The 20,385-nt window shown below is 39.9% G+C and carries 19 protein-coding genes and 1 riboswitch; of the genes, 4 read left to right on the forward strand and 15 right to left on the reverse strand.

Going from position 1 to position 20,385, the window contains the following annotated elements; all coding sequences use genetic code 11:
- Window positions 1-41: 41 nt before the first annotated feature.
- The 3 genes from NSQ50_RS27435 to NSQ50_RS27445 form a co-directional block, all read right to left on the reverse strand.
- Window positions 42-1,028 carry a phosphotransferase gene (locus NSQ50_RS27435; RefSeq protein ID WP_076225263.1) on the reverse strand — a complete coding sequence of 329 codons (987 nt, stop codon included), beginning with the start codon at window positions 1,026-1,028 and terminating at the stop codon, window positions 42-44.
- 85 nt (window positions 1,029-1,113) lie between these two features.
- Window positions 1,114-2,856: a phosphomethylpyrimidine synthase ThiC gene (gene thiC, locus NSQ50_RS27440; protein ID WP_076148091.1), complete on the reverse strand. Its 1,743-nt coding sequence runs from the start codon at window positions 2,854-2,856 to the stop codon at window positions 1,114-1,116.
- Window positions 2,857-2,958: 102 nt separating this feature from the next.
- Window positions 2,959-3,068, reverse strand: a riboswitch (TPP riboswitch).
- Window positions 3,069-3,139: 71 nt separating this feature from the next.
- Window positions 3,140-5,191, reverse strand: coding sequence for a beta-galactosidase (locus NSQ50_RS27445; protein ID WP_076148093.1), 2,052 nt, complete (start codon window positions 5,189-5,191; stop codon window positions 3,140-3,142).
- A 170-nt stretch (window positions 5,192-5,361) separates the two neighbouring features.
- Between NSQ50_RS27445 and NSQ50_RS27450 the strand changes: the two genes are divergently transcribed.
- A complete protein-coding gene (locus NSQ50_RS27450) occupies window positions 5,362-6,195 on the forward strand; it encodes a helix-turn-helix transcriptional regulator (RefSeq protein WP_076148095.1) in 834 nt (277 codons plus the stop codon).
- A 55-nt stretch (window positions 6,196-6,250) separates the two neighbouring features.
- Here NSQ50_RS27450 and NSQ50_RS27455 read toward each other — a convergent pair whose 3' ends face one another.
- From NSQ50_RS27455 to NSQ50_RS27495, 9 genes are all read right to left on the reverse strand, one after another.
- Entirely contained in the window at window positions 6,251-6,775 is a 525-nt protein-coding gene (locus NSQ50_RS27455) for a hypothetical protein (RefSeq protein WP_076141929.1), read from the reverse strand.
- Window positions 6,776-6,805: 30 nt separating this feature from the next.
- Window positions 6,806-7,306, reverse strand: a complete 501-nt coding sequence (locus NSQ50_RS27460; protein WP_076141928.1) for a hypothetical protein — start codon at window positions 7,304-7,306, stop codon at window positions 6,806-6,808.
- 40 nt (window positions 7,307-7,346) lie between these two features.
- Window positions 7,347-8,210: a hypothetical protein gene (locus tag NSQ50_RS27465; protein WP_076225264.1), complete on the reverse strand. Its 864-nt coding sequence runs from the start codon at window positions 8,208-8,210 to the stop codon at window positions 7,347-7,349.
- A gap of 24 nt (window positions 8,211-8,234) precedes the next feature.
- Complete coding sequence (locus tag NSQ50_RS27470) at window positions 8,235-8,756, reverse strand: AAA family ATPase (RefSeq protein WP_038573402.1); 522 nt, start codon at window positions 8,754-8,756, stop codon at window positions 8,235-8,237.
- A 16-nt stretch (window positions 8,757-8,772) separates the two neighbouring features.
- Window positions 8,773-9,747 carry a phosphotransferase gene (locus NSQ50_RS27475; protein WP_076225265.1) on the reverse strand — a complete coding sequence of 325 codons (975 nt, stop codon included), beginning with the start codon at window positions 9,745-9,747 and terminating at the stop codon, window positions 8,773-8,775.
- Window positions 9,748-9,996: 249 nt separating this feature from the next.
- The gene (locus tag NSQ50_RS27480) at window positions 9,997-10,368 is read right to left on the reverse strand and encodes an iron chaperone (RefSeq protein ID WP_036681355.1); all 372 of its coding nucleotides are present in this window, start codon (window positions 10,366-10,368) and stop codon (window positions 9,997-9,999) included.
- Window positions 10,369-10,426: 58 nt separating this feature from the next.
- Window positions 10,427-10,861 carry a hypothetical protein gene (locus NSQ50_RS27485; RefSeq protein ID WP_036681354.1) on the reverse strand — a complete coding sequence of 145 codons (435 nt, stop codon included), beginning with the start codon at window positions 10,859-10,861 and terminating at the stop codon, window positions 10,427-10,429.
- Window positions 10,845-11,063, reverse strand: coding sequence for a helix-turn-helix transcriptional regulator (locus NSQ50_RS27490; RefSeq protein ID WP_036681352.1), 219 nt, complete (start codon window positions 11,061-11,063; stop codon window positions 10,845-10,847). Before NSQ50_RS27490 ends, NSQ50_RS27485 begins: the two co-directional genes overlap by 17 nt.
- A gap of 471 nt (window positions 11,064-11,534) precedes the next feature.
- Complete coding sequence (locus tag NSQ50_RS27495) at window positions 11,535-12,023, reverse strand: DUF2199 domain-containing protein (protein ID WP_076225266.1); 489 nt, start codon at window positions 12,021-12,023, stop codon at window positions 11,535-11,537.
- Between the two features lie 234 nt (window positions 12,024-12,257).
- On the opposite strand from NSQ50_RS27495, the gene NSQ50_RS27500 reads away from it, so the two are divergent.
- Complete coding sequence (locus tag NSQ50_RS27500; protein WP_076225267.1) at window positions 12,258-13,460, forward strand: polysaccharide deacetylase family protein; 1,203 nt, start codon at window positions 12,258-12,260, stop codon at window positions 13,458-13,460.
- A 287-nt stretch (window positions 13,461-13,747) separates the two neighbouring features.
- A complete protein-coding gene (locus NSQ50_RS27505) occupies window positions 13,748-15,013 on the forward strand; it encodes an IS110 family transposase (protein WP_036684113.1) in 1,266 nt (421 codons plus the stop codon).
- 375 nt (window positions 15,014-15,388) lie between these two features.
- Here the strand turns inward: NSQ50_RS27505 and NSQ50_RS27510 are convergent, their stop codons facing one another.
- Both NSQ50_RS27510 and NSQ50_RS27515 read right to left on the reverse strand, forming a co-directional pair.
- On the reverse strand, window positions 15,389-15,793 hold the full coding sequence (locus NSQ50_RS27510) for a GNAT family N-acetyltransferase (RefSeq protein ID WP_038573410.1): 405 nt from the start codon (window positions 15,791-15,793) through the stop codon (window positions 15,389-15,391).
- A gap of 425 nt (window positions 15,794-16,218) precedes the next feature.
- Complete coding sequence (locus NSQ50_RS27515; protein WP_051491188.1) at window positions 16,219-17,013, reverse strand: MerR family transcriptional regulator; 795 nt, start codon at window positions 17,011-17,013, stop codon at window positions 16,219-16,221.
- Window positions 17,014-17,269: 256 nt separating this feature from the next.
- Here NSQ50_RS27515 and NSQ50_RS27520 point away from each other — a divergent pair, with 256 nt between their 5' ends.
- On the forward strand, window positions 17,270-17,944 hold the full coding sequence (locus NSQ50_RS27520; protein ID WP_036681346.1) for a DUF4097 family beta strand repeat-containing protein: 675 nt from the start codon (window positions 17,270-17,272) through the stop codon (window positions 17,942-17,944).
- 854 nt (window positions 17,945-18,798) lie between these two features.
- Here NSQ50_RS27520 and NSQ50_RS27525 read toward each other — a convergent pair.
- Complete coding sequence (locus NSQ50_RS27525) at window positions 18,799-20,385, reverse strand: TnsD family Tn7-like transposition protein (RefSeq protein ID WP_081383675.1); 1,587 nt, start codon at window positions 20,383-20,385, stop codon at window positions 18,799-18,801.

A 20,385-nucleotide genomic window follows, 5' to 3' on the forward strand; every position in this document is an offset into this window, starting at 1 on the left:
CTGGTCAATGCATCTTTTAGGCTATAATTCAATCGTTTTCACTATAAGTTGCCTAAGATAGCATGCAAGTTATTCAGGTTCTTAGCAAGCCAATTCATTTCTTTTGCAAAACGTTTTGGAGGTACACTATGTTTGTCCATCGCGGCATTAATCCACCACGGGCTTTCCATATACCACAACAACTGCAATGATTTTGTTAAATCCCCCTGCTCCACCGTTCGTTCCTCACGATATCCGTCAATAAATGCTGAAGCTAGTGCTCCATCTAAATCTTCATCTAAAGCACATGACATCACTGCTCGCGCCACATCTAGCTGCGGATAATCATATTTGAACCGATCAAAATCTAGAATTGCAGACAATTGGCTATCTTGAAATAAAAGATTATCAACCCATAAATCACGATGTGCCCATCCAGCTTCAAGTCCTTCGAATATTTCCGGATCTATTTCTTCAGTCGCTCTTAGTTGTATCTCTAGGTCAGTGATAAGTGAGGTTTTACCCATTTCCTTTGATTGTTGTAGGAGTACATTCCAATGTTCTAAACGTTCCTCAGGGCTTTGTGGAATAAATTGTGGGGTTCTTTTCAAACTAATGGTCCCATCATTTAATAAACGATGCATTTTACCTGTGGCACGACCCAAATCAAACATTTGATGGATATTAATCTTACCCGGCTCTATGACACGGCCTTCACAATATTCCATTGCCATAAACGTTTCTCCCTGATCTGATTCCAGTAAAACATTATTGTTATAAGCCAACAATCCGGGACATGGGAGCCCCTGTAGATACAATCTTTTCTGTTGAGAAAAGGCAAAGTTCAGCTCTTCTGGGTTATACAATTTATATCTTTTTTTGTTGTATTGTTTAAGTAGAAATTGCCCTGAATCCGTTGTGATTTTCCATTTAAGATTTAACCAGCCACGTTTTATTGGGGTAGCATGAAGGACTTTCAATCCAAAAAAATGATAGAAACTATTACTTAAATCCTCTAAAATGGCTTCCTCTGAACGAATCGCTTCCATTTCATCAACTCCTATCTATTCAAAGTATAAAAGAAGAAGCCGCCAATGACGACTTCTTTTAGATATTTCTTTTTAGCAGAAAAAGTTATCTATAAATGAGGCTCCCGCCTTGGAGAAACTCTTCTGCCTTCTCTTGCATTCCTGATTCAATTCTCGTCGAATTACGGATATTATGAGAGATCTTCATACTGCAAAATTTCGGCCCGCACATGGAACAAAAATGAGCTGTTTTAGCGCCTTCCGCAGGCAATGTCTCATCATGATATTCTAGCGCTCGCTCAGGATCTAACGATAAATGAAATTGATCACGCCAACGAAATTCAAAACGGGCTTTCGAAAGAGCGTTATCCCGGTCTTGTGCTCCTTTATGCCCTTTCGCCAAATCTGCGGCATGTGCCGCTATTTTATAAGTAATGACCCCTACACGTACATCTTCCTTATTAGGCAGGCCAAGATGCTCCTTCGGAGTTACGTAACATAACATTGCTGTACCGAACCAACCAATCATCGCTGCACCTATAGCAGAGGTAATATGATCATACCCCGGCGCAATATCTGTAGTCAGTGGACCTAACGTATAAAAAGGGGCTTCGTTGCAAGTTTCAAGTTGCTTATCCATATTCTCTTTAATCAAGTGCATCGGCACATGTCCTGGACCCTCTACCATCACCTGTACATCATGACTCCAAGCCATAGCTGTTAATTCACCTAACGTCTCTAACTCGGCAAATTGTGCTTCATCATTCGCATCAGCAATCGAACCCGGACGTAATCCATCGCCTAGGGAAAAAGAAACATCGTACAGCTTCATGATTTCACATATCTCTTCAAAATGTGTATATAAAAAGTTCTCTTGATGATGCGCAAGACACCATGCCGCCATAATGGAGCCACCTCTTGAAACAATACCTGTCATACGTTGTGCCGTCAACGGGATATAACGAAGCAGAACTCCCGCATGAATGGTAAAATAGTCCACCCCTTGCTCCGCTTGCTCAATGAGCGTATCACGGTATACTTCCCACGTTAAATCTTCCGCTTTCCCATTCACTTTTTCCAAAGCTTGATAAATAGGCACCGTTCCAATAGGAACAGGAGAATTACGGATGATCCACTCGCGTGTCGTATGGATGTTTTTACCTGTGGAGAGATCCATTATATTGTCTGCACCCCAGCGGGTAGCCCATCTCATTTTCTCCACCTCTTCCTCTATGGATGAGGATACTGCGGAGTTTCCAATATTGGCATTGATCTTTACCAAAAAATTACGCCCAATAATCATTGGTTCACTCTCTGGATGATTGATATTCGCTGGAATGATGGCGCGGCCGCGGGCTACTTCATCTCTTACAAATTCCGGTGTCACATTCTCACGAATCGCAACGTATTCCATTTCCGAAGTAATAATCCCTTTGCGTGCATAATGCATTTGAGAGACATTACGCCCCTTTTTCGCTCGCAAAGGTTTTCTATGGAGCGCTGGAAACACTTCCGCCACAGCTTTTCCCGTTGCATTCCCGTTATCTTCAGGCTTCACGGTTCTTCCTTCGTACGCTTCCACATCCCCTCGTTCCTCAATCCAGCTTAGACGATTGGGCTCTAACCCCTGACGAATATCAGTATGAATATTAGCATCCGTGTAAGCCCCACTTGTGTCATAGACATGAATTGGGGAATTCTCCTCTTCGCCGTCTATGCCCGCAGTTGGACTAAGTGAGATCTCCCGCATAGGCACCTGAATATCAGGCCGTGAACCCTTTACATACACTTTTTGACTTGCTGGAAAAGCTGATAAATTGATTGGATCGTTGTTCAATTCGCTTGTCATCTCAATTCCTCCTATAAGGTGATTTGATCAAGCGGAGACGGTCTACTCCCCACACATAGAAAAGGCCACATCTGTATAAGATGAGGCCTTAGAGTAGACAAATAGAAATAGAGCTCCATTTCCTCCGCTGGCATTATCCAGATCAGGTTTGACGGTCGATAGTTATAACTATCCTCTCAGCCTGGTCCCACCAAGCTCCCGTAACTATATAATTGCTACTTCAAAGTATAACCGAAAAGAGAGAATTATCCAAATCTACTCAAATGTGAGATCAACGTGTACGTTAGTATAACACCAGTACCCCAAATCCTTCCAGAAGCACCTCGCCCGACAATGTTGTGCCGCTCAGTAAATCTGTTTTGGTCTCATGAAGATGGATCGTGACAGGAGTCTCACTATAATTAAGCAAAAAAGCATAACTGGAAGAAGCTCCGGTACGGACTTGCAGCTCTACCTCTTCTGGGAGCTCCAGCCAATTTGCTGGCGATTGTAGATCAATTAATTTTATGATCTCAGCCGCTGCCTGTTCGTTAAATACGGCTCCGTAATACCAAACCTCACCCTTGCCGCGACGATTTCTAGTTACCGCCGGTTTTCCTGCATAATAATCAGAGGCGTAAACCGCCATCACTTCAACCGAAGCTTCCTCTATTTTGAGAATATCATTAAAGTCATCTGCTCCTGTAACGACTTCGGTCGCGCCCGACCAGCTAATTGTTGTTGGCTGACGACTGCCCTTAACCATTGTGAATTCTTCAACTGTGATCCCGCATAGATCCTTAGCAGCACCTGGGAAAGGACGCATATAACATTGACCGCGCTCATCCTTATAGCCAGTTCTACAGCCGAAGATCAGTTTGCCGCCTTGTTGAACATATTCATCCAGCAGAGACGCTGTCTCATCTGTCATAATCGCTGGGTGAGGATAGATAAGCACGTCGTACCTTGCAAGCTCCTCCAGCGTTGTTTTTTTGCGCAAATAGAGCACGTCATTAGGGATATGCTTCCGCTGAAGAGCCTTGTACCACTCCTTATTGCTCTTCCACATAAACGGGCCATGCCAAACATCGTATTCTCCATCCCACTCATTGTCATAATCACGAACAATAGCAACGTTAGCCTGATTATGAGTACCGATAAACGCTTGACCTGCTGCTGCCAGCTCCTGACCGATCTGCCCCGCTTCCCGCACTCTCCGGTTAGGCTGATTATGATAGTCATTGATTCCATGCCAATAAATTTCATTGCCCATCGTAGCTGTCCGCCAGCGGAAATATAACACCATATCTGCCCCATGAGCGATCGACTGATAAGTCCATAACCGCATCTGCCCGGGCTTTGGAGAAGGCATATCCATCCGGTTCACCCAGCCACCCGGGCCCGACTGCTGCTCCATAATGCAGAAATTCGGGGATATCGAACGAACAACAGATAACGACAGTCCCCAGCCTCTATCATTCAGCGGATTCCGCTCATTCGGGTCATAAAAAATAGTAGAGAACTGAGGATAGGAATCATAGCTGAAGAAATCCAGCAGTTCATCCGTCATTTCATGGCTATCGAGATGACCGAACAGACCGTTCGTGGTTACCCATTGCTTAGGGGCAAGTTTACGAATGATATCCGCTTGGTTTTTGGCAAAAGAAATTGTATTGTCCGAAATAAACCGCTTTTCATCCAATGCCTGATGAGGATTGGGTTGCTTCGCTACTGGAGTCGGACGTGGAAGATAGACCTGAGACCAGTCACTATAGCTTTGATTCCAAAAAACAGCTCCCCATGCCTCGTTCAAATGCTCAAGCGTAACATATTTCTGCTGTAGCCATTCCCGGAAGGCCTTATGGTCACTCTCCGAATAAAATTCACTGATCTCACAGTTGAGCTCATTATCAATTTGCCAGCCAACTACACCCGGATGATTGCCGTAATGTTCAGCCATTTGTTCTGCAATACGTGCACACAGATCCCGGTATTTAGGACTGCTGTAATTATAATGGCGGCGCATGCCATGCTGAAGTGTAACACCTTCGTAGGTTACATTTAATACTTCTGGATACTTATCAGTCAACCAAGCTGGAGGCGTTGCCGTCGGAGTACCAAGTACAACCTGAAGGCCATATTTATGTGCTAGATCAATCGCCCGATCAAAGAGCCCGAACTGAAACTCCCCTTCTGTGGGTTCAAAAATAGACCAAGCAAACTCCCCCATCCGAATGATCGTAAAGCCGAGTTCACGCATCCGGCGATAATCGTCCTCCCACATGTTTTCTGGCCAGTGCTCCGGATAATAACAAACGCCAAGCTCGAATTTTTCAGTTGCGACAGGTTTCTTCATCATTACCTCCAAAGTATTAAAAATATGCTTTCAATATTTTATAATTCTATTGTAGTATCAATGATAAGAGGTCTTATATAACAAAATATTGCTATCATATAACAATCTTGCGTTTATTTCCTTAATCCAACTTGCGCTCTGTTGCGCTACAGAAATGGGTGCTGCCAAACATGAAGAAACAATGGTATTTGCCGACACCGGCTTTTTCAAAATATGTCTGTTATCCTGAATTTTTGGGACATTACACTCACTTTCCACAACATACAGAGAGAAGAAGCGAAGGGTTTCTGGGGAGTTATAACCTGCATTTGATCTTTGGTGGGGAGGGTTATGTATTCCATGAGGGCGAACGTATTCCGATGAGTAGAGGACGAGGTTTTCTGTACCCAAAAGGGGCTTATCAGCAATACGGCTCTGACCCAGGCGAGCCTTGGGATGTCCGATGGGTTCATTTTAATACTGAAATTGTCCTCCCCTTATTAGAGGAAGTGGACCAGTCCCGTGCATACCTGTTCACTTTTGATTTGGATGCTAAGCTGGACGAGCTATTCGAGGAAATGTACCTACTGAGCGCTTCCTACGTGACCCGTAGCGAGCCAAGACTATCTGCTCTGCTGTATGAGCTTCTAGTTAAATTGCTGCAGAACTCCGAGCCGCTTCACGGCTCAGTACCGCACGAGGTTAGACAGTCCATCCGCAGTGCTGCAGATATCATTCATGTCGATTGTGCCAGCCCTTGGTCTCTTGAATCGATGGCAAGATTGACCGGGTACAGCAGCTATCATTTTCTAAGGCTGTTCCGGGTGGTTATGGGCAAAACTCCAAACCGTTATTTAACCGATTGTCGGCTGGCTAAAGCCAAGCTTTTACTGGTTTCCACAGGACTCTCCATTGCTCAGGTTGCGACTCAGTCCGGTTTTGCCCAGTCCAGCTATTTCATTAAAGTGTTCAGAAGGTTTGAAGGCATGTCTCCTGTGAAATACCGGCAGGCTTTTGGGGCGTAGACGATCTTCCTTCAGTCCGTAGAGATTCAATCTTAGTCTCTTGGACTTATCACCCTTAAAGATCATCCTTAAGAGAAATTTCACTCTCAATATCTAAACTTATTGTTTCGGAATGAATCTCCCCTTCATTATCATTCCATGTAATAGATAAAGTGGTGTTTTCATAATTTTGTCTATTTTTATTTAATTCGTCATACGAATACGGACCTGTTATAGACCCGATATCAGTGTTACTTAATATTGAAACGGGTCCATCCGTTGACCTAGCTTCATTTACAAGAACTGTTTCATCCTTATTATTAGTGTTTTTTTCATTGACTTCATACTTATAATAGCTACTATTCACTAAAGCGCTTGGGTCTCCCTTGAACACTAACTTCCCATGTCCCCGTAAAATTTTGCTAGATGAAATTATTATTTTGTAATCTAAAACATCCCATGTATCCCCTGTACCCTTAAGCGTATATACTTGAACACCAGTGTTTAAATTTGTTTCGAACTCTTTATTGAAATATAAATAACTCCATATCGCATTCGAAATAATAACCACAGCTACAAGCACTAGGATTAGTTTTTTCATATCTGCTCCTTTATAAATACTCCCCAGCCATTATTTATATCTTAAATTCCATTCTTTTGACCAATTCGGAAATGCTTCTCCGGTCAATTCTTCGAGTGTTTTTCCATCAATGGTGTAAACCCAGCCCATATGTAATTCATCGAAATCAGGAAAACTATAGCCTCCTATCACTTCATCGTCTGCTTCTAGCAGAAAAATCAGGGTTTGTTTTTTTGTATTATCCTTCTCATTATCTAAGGGGTGGTTTTTAACGATTAACTTACTTGTAGTTATTTCCTTACCTATATAATCGATTGGATCAACACTTTGAACACTCCAATATTGTATGTATGGCATTTCCGTCAGCAGTTTTTTATCTAATAAATATTCAGAAACAATTCCTTCATTACTAATGATCAGATAGCCCATATCGGTAATAAATTGTTCAGCTTTGCTATATTCTTTTTTTGAATTATCGCTAATTTCCTCATCACTACATCCCAATAAAAAGATTAAGAATAACGGAATTATGATTCTCCTTAATTTTTTCATAGGTTCTCTCCTTGCATTGTTTATTATCTCCGCGCTCAATTTATAGATTAATCTTATTGTATGAATTTAGTATCATCAAACTCTTTAGCGTCTTATAGGCTCTCCATTCCAACCTCGCTGTTTCACCGGGAGGCTCCCATTTTATCTGCCATCCTCCATCATCCTCCTGTTGGTATTCTAATACTTTTAAATGATCAAGAATGGTTTCATCAGAAAATATGCTGCTACAGTAAGAAGTTGGTGATGGCGAAAATTCTAGAGGAGAGAGTCCATAACTGTGGGATGCGGCATCCAAGCAAAAAAAGTTGGCAGTAATAAGCTCCTTAGATAATTTTTGAAATAATCCTTTGATAAAATCCGATTGAGGTAAGCTTTCCAATAAATAAAATGCAGTTAAAATTGTATGCGCATCATCATAGGCTTGTGAGTGAATATCTTCCAAACAAATTTCTGTCGCTTTATCAAGCCAGGAATGTTCTATCCCTTGCCATTTAAGAAGCCCGACAAGACCAGTAAGTCTGCTAAATGATGGCTCTGGAGAAAGAGGGTTATTCCAATGTTCTGCTCTTGGATAGTTCGATGATGAAGGAAATATTGTTGGAATCCCTTTTTTTAAGTCAGCATGCTTTGAAATATAATCACATGCTTTTTGAGAGAGTTCTTCGTCTTTTATGTTACAGTCATATAAGAAACGTAGTGCAAATTCCATGAAAAGTGGCTGACTACTGGGTGCCTGTAAATCTGGCTCTATTGCATTTCCAAACCCACCATCTTCGTTCTGGTAGGCTATTAGAGAAGTCACAACATTGCTTATTGATCCACCGTGGAAAATATATTCAAAAACCCTTCTTTCTAATAATCTGCCATGTGTCCAAATGAAATGGGCTGCTTTTTCAAAATCCATCTGTTCCCCTCCTCAAAATTTACGCTAAGCATTTAAGTATTCAATGACACTTTTAATATAGGATTCAATCGGTTCCTTTGTATTAACAATATGTATTCTGACATTAGAGGGCTTTTTAGCATTTTCAATAGTTTTAAGTAATGTCTCTTCAGAAGGCACTCTTTCAATCTGGCTAATCATTCTTTTTCTATTTCGCAGTCTATTATTGAGCTCGTCATAGTCATTTAATAAACATTCTACATATTTATATTCCGCATTATATTTCTGGGTCAGATTCAATCCTCTCTCTATCATCTCAGAGTATAAACAAGGGCTATCGAGTATAACATTATGACCTTGAGATAAGTGAAAATCTATCAAGGCCCATTCAATATCATACGAAATTTCCCCAACTTCCTTGAACCCAAAGTTTGCTCCAAGTGATTCCATAAGAGAAGACTTTACAATGTCGTGATCAAGAATAACAGCAGAAGTATGCTGCGCTATTACTCTGGCTAATGAAGACTTCCCTGATCCGGGGTATCCAGACATCTGAAGAAAAAACAACGAGGGCCACTTCCTTTCAGACGAGATTCTTATAGGCGTTTATCGACTTCCATATAAGCTCCTCATCCTTAATTCCTTCATGGACAAATAACTTTATTGGAAAAAAGATTCCTTCCATAATCGATAATCTAACGTCCTCCACAAATTGTGTGTACGTGTATGCGTTCCTGATTTTATTGTTAATTGAATGAAAATACAGATCAAAAATACGTGTAGTCTCGGCACTGCCATGAAACAAATCGTGGATAAATAACATAACGAGATCCTCCGTACAAAGCCCAACCTTCACTGCTTCAAGATCAATGATGCACGGCCTTGAACTGCTGAACTTCGGATATAATAAATTGCCAACATTTAGATCACCATGGATGCATGTTGTATTTTGATATCTGGATATACGACTAATATGTTTCTGGGCATTTTCACGCAAGCTAAGTAAACTCTTCTCGTAAATACTAAACTGTTCTTCCCCAAGGTTATAAGTCTGTTGCTTTCTAAAAGCCAGATAGTCTCTCTCCAAATACGAAATATGCTTTAAATAATGCTCTATACTTTTCAAATGCTCGGGATGAGCTAACTCGCTTGTCCCCCAAGAAGCAGAATGAAACTGTACGATCACATCAATAATGTTTGCTAATTTATCAGAATCAATAGGTACTTCCCAGTCAGCTAAATTGGTATGTGTCGGGGTCAGATCTTCCATCAACAATATCCCCTCTTGTCCGACTGTATCATATTTATTAAAAAAGACTCTCGGAATAGATACATCCTTGGTATAGTAATGATTATAAATCATATTTTCATATGGAATATGATCTGACTTTGTGATTTTCTCTAATAACGACAAAACCTTATTGTCTTTCGTATACACTTCTATTTTATTGAGTGCTGCTCGATTGCGTATTTCTTGTTTTGTTCTTTTAATCTCAAGAATCTCAGGAACACCCTGACCTCTTAATAGCTCTAATAGTTGATCATCGTTTAGTAGCATTTTCATCCTCCAATCTGAATTGGCTCTCGCCTACAGTAGCCATTTGTCTCACTTCCATTTTTCAGCATTCATCAGGTTGAACTAACGTGTATAAATTCGCTTTCAACATTCCATCCACCTTCCAAAATATTGAATATTTCACGCTGAGAATTTAAATAAAAAAGACAAATCACGTATTAAAGTGACTTGTCCTCCGGTGCTTCCACATATAAATTTGCTTAAAATGAATTGAACGCTAAATAATACGTTTTATTTCCGCCAAAAAGTTGAACAGTCTGCCTTATCCAAAATATTAAACTCGATCATTTTTTCAAGTAATGAGAAATCAACTGGACTTTCCCATCGGATGCGTAATAACTGCTTGGTATGATCATAACCTGCCTGCACAATTTCATCAGAAAAACGATTAATTCCTGCAATTTCAGGGGCAACCGCCAAATGATGTTTGGATACACTGAAGCCAATAATAAAAGTCTCGTGATCGGTAAACATAGGCTGATTCCACGCAACTTTTGGCTTTAAATCAGTAAATTTTCCAGCTACCCAAGCCAAAACTTCTTCCATTCTTTCCCGATGTTGCGGGTTATCAATCTGCGCTAAATATTCTGCAAATACTTCCATGTCATTCTCTCCTAAAAAAATATTTTCGAATAGTCTATTTGATGTTACGTCATATCAACTACATTCTCTTAGCATAATAATTAAACAGGAAGATTCCTAAGGAGATTTGAAAAATAAAAACACCACATAACACAGTGACTACAGTTTGATCTACTCCCATTAAACTAAATACAACAGTTAGAGCCATTAGGATGTAAAAGTTAACAATATTAGTTTTCCAACCGGCTTTTTCTCTTATTCTTATTTTCCGTTCATCATTAGCCTCAATTTTACTCATTCTAACTTTCTCATCATTTTTTACTTTGTTCTGAGGCTTATTAAGCCATAACGAATACACCATATTTCCTACTCCAAGCACTGCAAGGACTGAACCCACACCAATGAGCAAACCGGAAATTCCTTTTAGCTTCTCGTCGATTAAAATAAATCCACCCATATAAACCATAATAGCACCTGCAATTGTTAAGAGCACCCATTTACTTGCCGTTTTCATTACCCAGCTCCTCCTCGTAAATGAAAATATCTTCAATACTCATTTCAAAAAATCGCGCAATTTTAAATGCAAGAATGATGGATGGATTATACCGGCCATTTTCAAGTGAACCAATCGTTTGCCTAGATACTTCCAATTTATCCGCTAGTTCTTCTTGTTTAATACCTTTTTCTTTTCTAATCTCTTCAAGCCTGTTTTTCAATATCTTACCCCCTGAAGCAATTATGGAAAGTTAACTTTCCGTAAGAATAACACATTGGAATGTGTATGTAAAGCTAACTTTCCATTAACTGAAATTGATTGCAATTTAACCCGTGATCTTTATAGGTGTAATAATTTAGGGCACGCCTTGTTGATACTACATCTGTAGAATTGGGCATGAAAAAACGCCACCCGTTAACTCCCTTATAGGAGTACGGGGTGACGCTGAGTGTTTCACGGGCGACAACTTATGAAAGAAAAGTTCAGTTAGCTTAGCCTGTTTCAAGAATATCCCATCCGAAAGTTTGCCTTTTGGATAAAAAAGTCCCGATGATTATTCACATCATCGGGACTAACCGTATCATTGTCAGCAGAAAATAAAGTCTTAGACTTAGCAGACCAAGGAGAGCGGCGTAGATATGATTTAGTAATCTGCCGGCAGCTTCTTCGACTATACATTCAAATTCTTCTCTTACTGACTATGATTTATTAAATGAGCAATTTCTTTAACTCTCCCCATTGTAATTCCTTCTCTTTGTTCAACTGCAAGTGGATGATTCGTTTGTTCTAATTCTATTAACGGAACAGCACCAACCTCTTGTGTATGTACCATTGTCTTTAACGATAATGTAGTTATTGGATATATTGAAAGTTCAGTCGATAACCAACCAAAATAAGGTTCTTCCGTTTTCCTTCCTTCTACGTGCAATAATTCATTAGACTTCAGAAAGTTTTCTTCACTAAGAGAAACCCAAACACTCCATATAAATTTCTCTTTGCTATCAATTATTGGTATTTCAATATGGCCTCTAATAAAGAAATGCTGTTCATCAATTACACAAAAATCTCTAATTAATTCTGTTCTCTTCTCTTCTGGTACAGTGTAAAAATAATATGGTGCTTCACTTCCGTAACATAAAGGAAGTTCACTTAATTCGTTGTTACAGTGAGGGCATTTCATGTTTTCTGCTCCTTATAGTTTCTCGCCGATTTCTTATAACGTCTTATTCGGGAACTTTGTGATAATTCCATCTTTTGAATATTCGCGAAATTACTGAGTTATCCTGCCCTTTACTTCTATAAAAAGGGCAACTCTGATCGGCTGAAAAACTGTCCAAGAATCCCTGTCACATTTTTGGGTGTCTGAAGCGTTATATATATATTAATGCAATCAGGATGTAGGGAGACTTAAACATTGAAACTAAACAAACTAAAACTAAAAAAATATTATATCCTCGTAATTTTATCGCTAATGGTCTGCTTGTCTGCTCTTCTTACGTATAAAACTATGTCTAAGCTGGAAATCACCAGTGTTGACGGATACAAGATCACAACAGATGCCTATGTTCTGAATCCGGATCATGAATTTATGCTTGCTAAAGACGTAGCTGAGCAGGTTCTTAATGCCCGTATCGGCTGGGAGAAGCAGACTCCACTTCCCGAGGGCATTTACTACAAAGATCAGGTGGCGGTACTCATGTACCATCATCTCACAGAAGAATCGTTATCGCTTTATCCCGGTGTATTATCCGCAGAACAGTTTGATGAACAAATGCGGCTGCTGAAGCAGGAGGGCTTTCAGGTCATTACGATGGAGCAATACCGGCAGTTTATGCTGGAGAATGCTCCGGTTCCCGATAATGCAGTTCTGCTGACTTTTGATGATGGTTATGAGAGCTTTTATAAGCTGGCGTTTCCTATTCTGCAAAAGCATGGTTACACCGCAATTAACTTCATCATTGTTTCTGATGTTGATAACCCGGATGGGCGGAAGGTACCAAAACTGACCTGGGAGCAGATGAGGGAGATGAAACGTGCCGGAATGGGCTTCTATAATCATACGTACAATCTGCATTATTATGGCGTTGTCGATGCAGAAGGAGGTACCCGTCCGTCGGCGAGTGCCTTGCTGTACATTGATGATGAGAACCGCAATGAGCTGAATGAAGAATACTACAGAAGGGTAACCGGGGACCTGGCTCTGGCGGAACGCAGGCTAAAGGAAGAGCTAGGCAATACGGATTCAGCTATTGCTTTTCCCTACGGTTCCTATAATGAAAAGCTGCTGGATGCAAGCGATTCACTCGGAATCAAATTGAAATTCAATACCCGGGAGGGCTTAAGCTCCAGAACGAATCTGAACGCACCGCGGATTAACGAAGGGGACGAAACCCTCACCGCGGCTTTATCCATAGAACAGCTGAAGCATACTGAGCCGCTGATGGAGTTGACTGTGAATTCCAGAAAGGTCCCTCTTATCGGGACTCAGCCGCAGTTGAGGAATGGAAAATTGATGGTTCCGTTAGGCCCGCTAAGCAGATCACTGGGGATAGAGATGCATTACGACCACCGCAGCCGGACATTGAAACTGACACACAGCAGCTTGAACAAGGCTTGAGTGATAACTCAAATTTTGTACCATAGATATCAGAGGGAATACGAACGGTATCAAGCGAGTGATAATCGGACGCATGGAGGACTCTTTTACCCACGTGGCTGAAATCGTCAGATTCATAAAAAATAAGTATTAGACTGCCGCTGTTATTGTTCAATTATCGTGACCCGTTAGAATTCCTGTAAACTGAATAATTTGGAGTTTGAACAAAAACGAGCGCCTCGGTAACATGGGAGTTGGATACGGGTCTACAGCCCTTTTAATCTCACCATTTAGGAGGTCGCTCTACTATGAAGTTTAAAGCTCAAGACAAGCAAAATCAACTCATTGAAAACATTACCGTTCATCATTTGGTCATTGGCGTAGACATCGCCCAAGAAGTCCATGTGGCCCGCGCGGTCAGCTTTCGTGGGATTGCTTTGGGAACTCCGCTCGAATTCGGTAACCATCGTGAAGGGTTCGATCTGTTCGAACGCTGGATCCAAGATCTACTCAAATCCTACAAACTTAGCAGCGTCATAGTTGGTATGGAACCCACTGGCCACTACTGGTTTAGCCTGGCACGTTGGCTCCTCGATCAAGGCATGGAGCCCGTTCTGGTTAATCCTCATCTCGTCAAAAAGAACAAGGAAAACCGAGATAATACACCGTCTAAAAGTGACCATAAAGATGCGCTTGTCATAGCAGACATGGTCAAAAACGGGTACTACTCCCCTGTTCGTTTTCATCCCGAAGATTACGAGGAACTACGTATTCTAATGGCGAACCGAGAGACGGTTACCAAGCGCCTCAACGCTGCGGTTAATCAGATTCATCGCTGGGTAGACATTGTTTTCCCTGAACTTCGTCAGGTTTTTAAAATCCTCACTTGCACCAGTGCAATCGCAACACTCCGACTCTTCCCCTTGCCAAAAGAGATCCGTCTGTTAAATACGGAACAGGTCCTTGCCGGTTGGAAGCAATATGTAAAGCGTCATGCTGGAGTTAAACGTGCTGAGCTACTCATTTCACTTGCGAAATCCAGTGTGGGTGCCACTCAGGCACTCCACGCATACAAGCTCCATCTTGGGCAATTGCTCGAAGAATATGACCTGGCCCAGCGCCAGCTTGAACAAATTGAGCATGAGCTCCGCCTCATTCTTAAGCGTATTCCTTATGCACAGAAGCTCCTTGAAATACGAGGCATCTATGTTACGAATCTAGCTGGTGTACTCGGTGAGGCTGGTGATCTAAGCGGATATACGCACGGAAATGCTTTACTGCGTCATGCTGGGTTAAATCTAGCTGAAGCTAGCTCCGGGAAATGGCGAGGAAAGATGGTGCTCAGCAAACGAGGCCGGCCACGTTTACGTCATTTTCTTTATCTCATGACAATGAGTATGGTTATGACAAATCCGGAGATACGAGCGGCACATCGTTATAATGTAGAGGAAAAGAAACTGAAGAAGATGAAATCCATTATGAAATTAATCGGTAAAGTAGCGAGAATGCTAGTCGCATTGGCTAAAAGCAGTACCGCTTACGAACCGATCAAGGTATTCCCACAAGCAGCATAAAACCAATTAATCCTCATCGACTCATGCATTCGCAGGATAACAAGAAGCACGGAGTATCGGGAGACGTTACGCAAAAGGGCTCGGACCCGTTCCGTTAGAAAGACCGACCTCCACCCCTTAGTTAGATGTGACGAAGGAATGAAAGGGCTATGACCCGTTGAGACATGGGAGTGAGAATCGCTAGGGCGAAGTGGAGACGTGCATATAATGGAACAATATGGGTGATCCTTATTCACCCTTATTTACGCATGCCCAATTCCCCATCTCCCAGCCACCGGCTCCTTCATCATCCTCTTCATCACTTTAACTACAGGATGAAATCCTGCGAATTCATGAGTCTGAGTGAGGAAACTGAATCATTTCGAGGGAGTTTAATCATATCAACTCTGAGATAAACATTGGTGTAGCTCCATCCTCTGTATTAAAGCCAAATTTATTATAGAAATCCACTGCATGCGGATAAGAAATTAATACTTTGGTTTTACACCCTTTATATCTATCAAGCATTATATTCATCATTTCCTTTCCTATACCTATACTCTGATAACTCGGATTAATAAGCATATAATGAAAATATACCGTTAAAACACCATCTGACAAAGCATTTATTAAACCGACAAGCTTTCCTCCTTCCCAAGCGGTAACAATTGAATGAGACCCTCCGATTGCTTGTAAAAGCTCGTTTGGATACTTGCCAGACTCCCATTCTACCGAAAGAAATAACTCTTGGAGTGCATCCTTAGTGATATCCTCTTTGCTTGAAGCGTAATAAATACTCACCCCTATACCTTCCTTTCATAAAACTAACTACGGCACAGCATCTGTTTTAAACTCCCATATTTCGATGGTTTTGCAATCCTTACGAAGCCATAAAATAATACCAACAAAGAAATTTCGGATTTATCAAAGTGAATAATCACTTTATTTACCTCAATATACTATTAAAAATATGTATAGAAAATGGATTAACTGAAGTGGAATTTGTATTTATTCACATTAGAGAATTCATGATAATACTTTTTTCACTTAAGCATACAAATCCTAAGAGGCATATAGTGTTAATCTGCCAGTTAGCTAAATAGATAACATTGAACAATAGTTAAATATTTAGCTAATCGGCGAAGTATAACGTTCTTGTCCTCAGCCTGGGGCAAGAAACGTGATTGCTTAATCAAAAAAAAGCCGCTAAATTAGCGACTTTTAATCTAACATGTGCTTTTCTTAATGAACAGTTGTATCTGATAATCCCACTGCAATATTCCAGTCACAATAATGTTATGAAGAACAAAATCTGGACACACATCGTATTCCGTCTTTGCCCTTTCAAGTAAATTTTGTAATACAGCATTCTTATTCTCTTCGGTACAGTTTGCACACAGATAGTCCCCTTCTGGTAGCACAGTTAACCCCTCTAAAGACGGATATTTCAAGCAAACAGCAAATAACCGTGTTATTCCTTCAGTCGTAAACATTCCCGCCATATCTTCAAACAGAAATTGTGAATGCAGAGAAGTCTCAATTTGTTGATAGAAATGTCTGTGATAGTCCCATAAATTCTTAAGTGTGGGGCTTTCCATTTTATTCGAAAACATAATTACCCTTTCCTCTATGTGTCTGACAAAGTAATTTTCACTTTGACTATAATCGTTGTGGAACTTATTTTCATAATGTAGATAGGCACGTTTAATTTTCGATTTTGCATACTGCAGACGAGCAATTTTATCGTCTGCTCTTTTTTCTGCCTGTTTTAGAAAATCAATTACTTTAGTGAGATCATTCTGCTGCAATATATCTTTAATATCCATTAAAGTAAGATCCATTGCTTTGAGCAGTTCAATGGTTTGCAGCTTTACGAGCTCCTGCTCGGAATAGTATCGATATCCCGACAATTCATCTTTATGGCATGGCTTGACTAATCCAATACGATCATAGTGCCGCAAGGTCTCACTGGTCATCTCTACGATTTCTGCTGCTTGCTTAATTGTAAAATAGTTGTTCATATCTACCCTCTTGACCTTTTTGTAACACAAAAGTTTATGATGATTAAAACATATGCGACTGATAAACGCAACGAAATACAAAAATGATCCGATCCAACTCTTGCAACATATTTGGGTAGACTTTTTCAAGATCATTATGTTCAACTCTAATGCTTAGTTGCATATCGCAATTTTTTTTGCAGAGCAGCTTAGGATTGGTATTCGTAGGACTGGCTATATTAAAAAGAAAAATGATTTAACAAAGGAGCATTTTATAATGAAAAGTACTGCAAAAAAATTACTAACTACTATAGGCATATTGGTGACACTATTGATATCATTGGCAGGATGCTCCTCCCACTCCACTTCCATGGAGGAAAAAAATTACATCATCCCTGCCCAAAAGATTGATACCTTAACAATTGATGTAAAGGACAAAAAAATAACTATCCTCCAATCTAAAGATGAACAAATTCATATTGTTTACTATGAAAGTGAGAAAGATTTTTACAAGATTGATCTATCTGATGATAAAGAACTATCAATGGTAAGTGACAGTAATAAGGAATGGAACGACTATATCGGAGGAAAAGGCTCGCAAGTAACCAGAACTATTCAGGTATGGATACCTGACGCAACTTTAAAAAATTTGACTTTAAAAACATCAAATGAAAGTATTGTATTACCAACAATCGCGTTTTTGGGGACAGTGGAAGTAAACATAAATAACGGAAATATCCAATTGGACAAATTGAATGCAGGGGCGGCTATAACCCTTGAAACAAAAAACGGAAATATTAGCGGTTCAATTCTAGGGTCATATGATGATTTCGCGATCTTAAGCAAGGTAAAGAAAGGAGATAGCAATTTGCCTGCCAATAAAGAGAATGGTTCAAAAAAATTATCTGCTTATACAAATAACGGAAATATTAACTTGCAATTTTCTGAGTAGCCAGTAGTTAAATATTAGCTCGTATGAAGTCAGATACAATATTGAAAGGGATAACCCCTGTTTCACTTTTGAAACTTCTGGCCTACCTCTTCGACTATTCCACCGGCCTATGACCGATACAATATCCCTCCCTCTTGTAATGGAAAATCACCTTGATAAAGTTGTTAATCCGACCCGTAAATCGATTATCTTATGATGTACCCGAGGGCCAAAATTAAGCTTGATCGTGAATTCCATCAAAATAAGGTATAAGCCGCATTACAGCGGCTTATACCTTCATGATTTTGTTTGACTGTTTTGAACCATCCTTTGGAACTGAATGTATCCGATGCATATAAAAAGTACTACTATCGATATAATTAAAATAATACCGTATATTGAATATTTAAACTTTCCTGCCAGTTAGCTTAATGAAGCATCGTCAGTCTAATACTTTATTTTCTTTTGACAATGTTCAGATACATTAATGTTGTGAAGTGAAAAAACCTTGTATATCAAGGTTTTTTCTTGTTTCTTTAAATTTATAAACTACATTAAAGTTATGAAGTGACAATGGGTTAAAATTATTAATGACATTATAGTTGTGAAGTAATACGTTTCTTTATAATTATATCTTGAAACGATAGCCAAAATGGTTAACGAGTTCAAGAAACTCATTATATATCCCAACTACCTTTTCACTAAATCGTTATAAACCAGCTTTAATAAAATATTTAAAGCAAGCTTTGGTCCTCTTTTGCCCCAAATCAAGTAGAATTTGTTAACCAGATAGATATGCATTATTTGCAAAATAATGTTACTAACTCCTCAATGATTTCCTTTACTCAAAGTATTGATTTAATTATTCACCATACTTATTCATTTCTTTTCTTCGTTAAACTATGTAACCGTTCTGAGGTACATGGCAACTTCTCCAACTTTGTACGTAACATTGTTGAGCGATGAAGGAGTCTTCCCACCTCATTTCTTGATAAAGATCTATCACTGGATTCTCTGATCTTATTAGCTACCCGATCAATCTCTTGTACAAATTCTGTATCACGTAATGTCCAATCCACCCTTATGTATTTTTTGTTTGTTCTCCTTTTCGTGTGTTCTTTCGCTTTCCGCTCTACAGGTTTAATAAGTATCTTCAGTTCGTCGTAGACTACTGTACGCCCCAGCTTTAGTTTCTCATTTTGGTTTTTTATTGTTCTAGGATCAACACCAAGTCTTCTAGCCTTCTCACATAATCCAAGAGTCCCATTATTCAGCTCCTCTAGCTTATTGACCCAGACAGAGCCAAACTGTTTAATACGCCCAATGCGGAATTCATCATTTTTATCGCTATCTGGTCCACGCCTTGAATAAACAAATCCGCAACCGCAACTAAACGTCCCCACCGGCTTTCCGGTATCAGAACATCTCGATACAACAACGTCAGCGATTATCTTTTCTCGAAAATGAGTAGCTGCCTTATTTAAACAAGGCCATGGCCCATCTCCAAATGGAGATAGAATAGTAGTGCTCCCTCCTTCTATAATGTCCTTCATTTCTATCTCTAAAAATATTTGCAGCAGAATATGTCTTAGAGGATGTGTAAGATGACGCGGTTTTCGAAGCATTTTATGTAACCAAGTAAATTGACTATCTTCATCTATAGAGCAACCAAGTTTGTCTAGATATGCCATACCATAAAAAGTAATGAAGTCAGGAAGTAATTCCTTAAATCTGATATTTCCCTTTGCTGTGAGCATCCCCCGTTGAGCTAATCTCCGCAAATATATATTTCTTATTCCTTCTTGAATTAAAGGCTGGCTATTCATCTTCAATATTTGCGCTGAGCGTGTAGCAATCAAAAATTCTTTATCTTCACCACGGAAGGAAACCAAATTTTGTTCATCTCTTAAGACAGACTCGAGCATAACAAACTCATGCTTATTCTTTCGCTGAGAGAACAAAATAGAAGAGTCGCTAAGGGTGGCATTATGTAATGGACAAACTGAGACACCAGTCAATTGATGAACTCGATGCCAATACGCTATGCCATATTTTTCGCGATCAGATCCTATACATGCTGGACAGTATCGCAGATATGCTGGTTTGCAGACACCACTTGCTGGGAATCCCATTTTCATATTTATTGACTGCCCATCTCCATAAAGCATTTCTTCATAAACCCAGTTGTAGCGCTCTATAGAGATAAATGGTTTAAAATAAGGCAGCAAGGTAAGCTTATCTAACAATTTGTCTACTGAAATTGCTTTACCAGGGATCAGCGAATATAACTGCATGAGGTGGCTCGGAAGATCTGTTACTGCACACACAGTTTGCTTATTAAATATATCCATCATCGTTTTTTTTGTGCTTTCATTACCAGACCTAGCATGATAACGGGCTAAAACACTGTACAATAGTTCGTCAGGTAGTGGAGGTGGAAAATAAATCATCGATAACCCCAT

Origin of the sequence: Paenibacillus sp. FSL R10-2788, assembly GCF_038003885.1 — a bacterium.
GTDB lineage: Bacteria > Bacillota > Bacilli > Paenibacillales > Paenibacillaceae > Paenibacillus_AQ > Paenibacillus_AQ odorifer.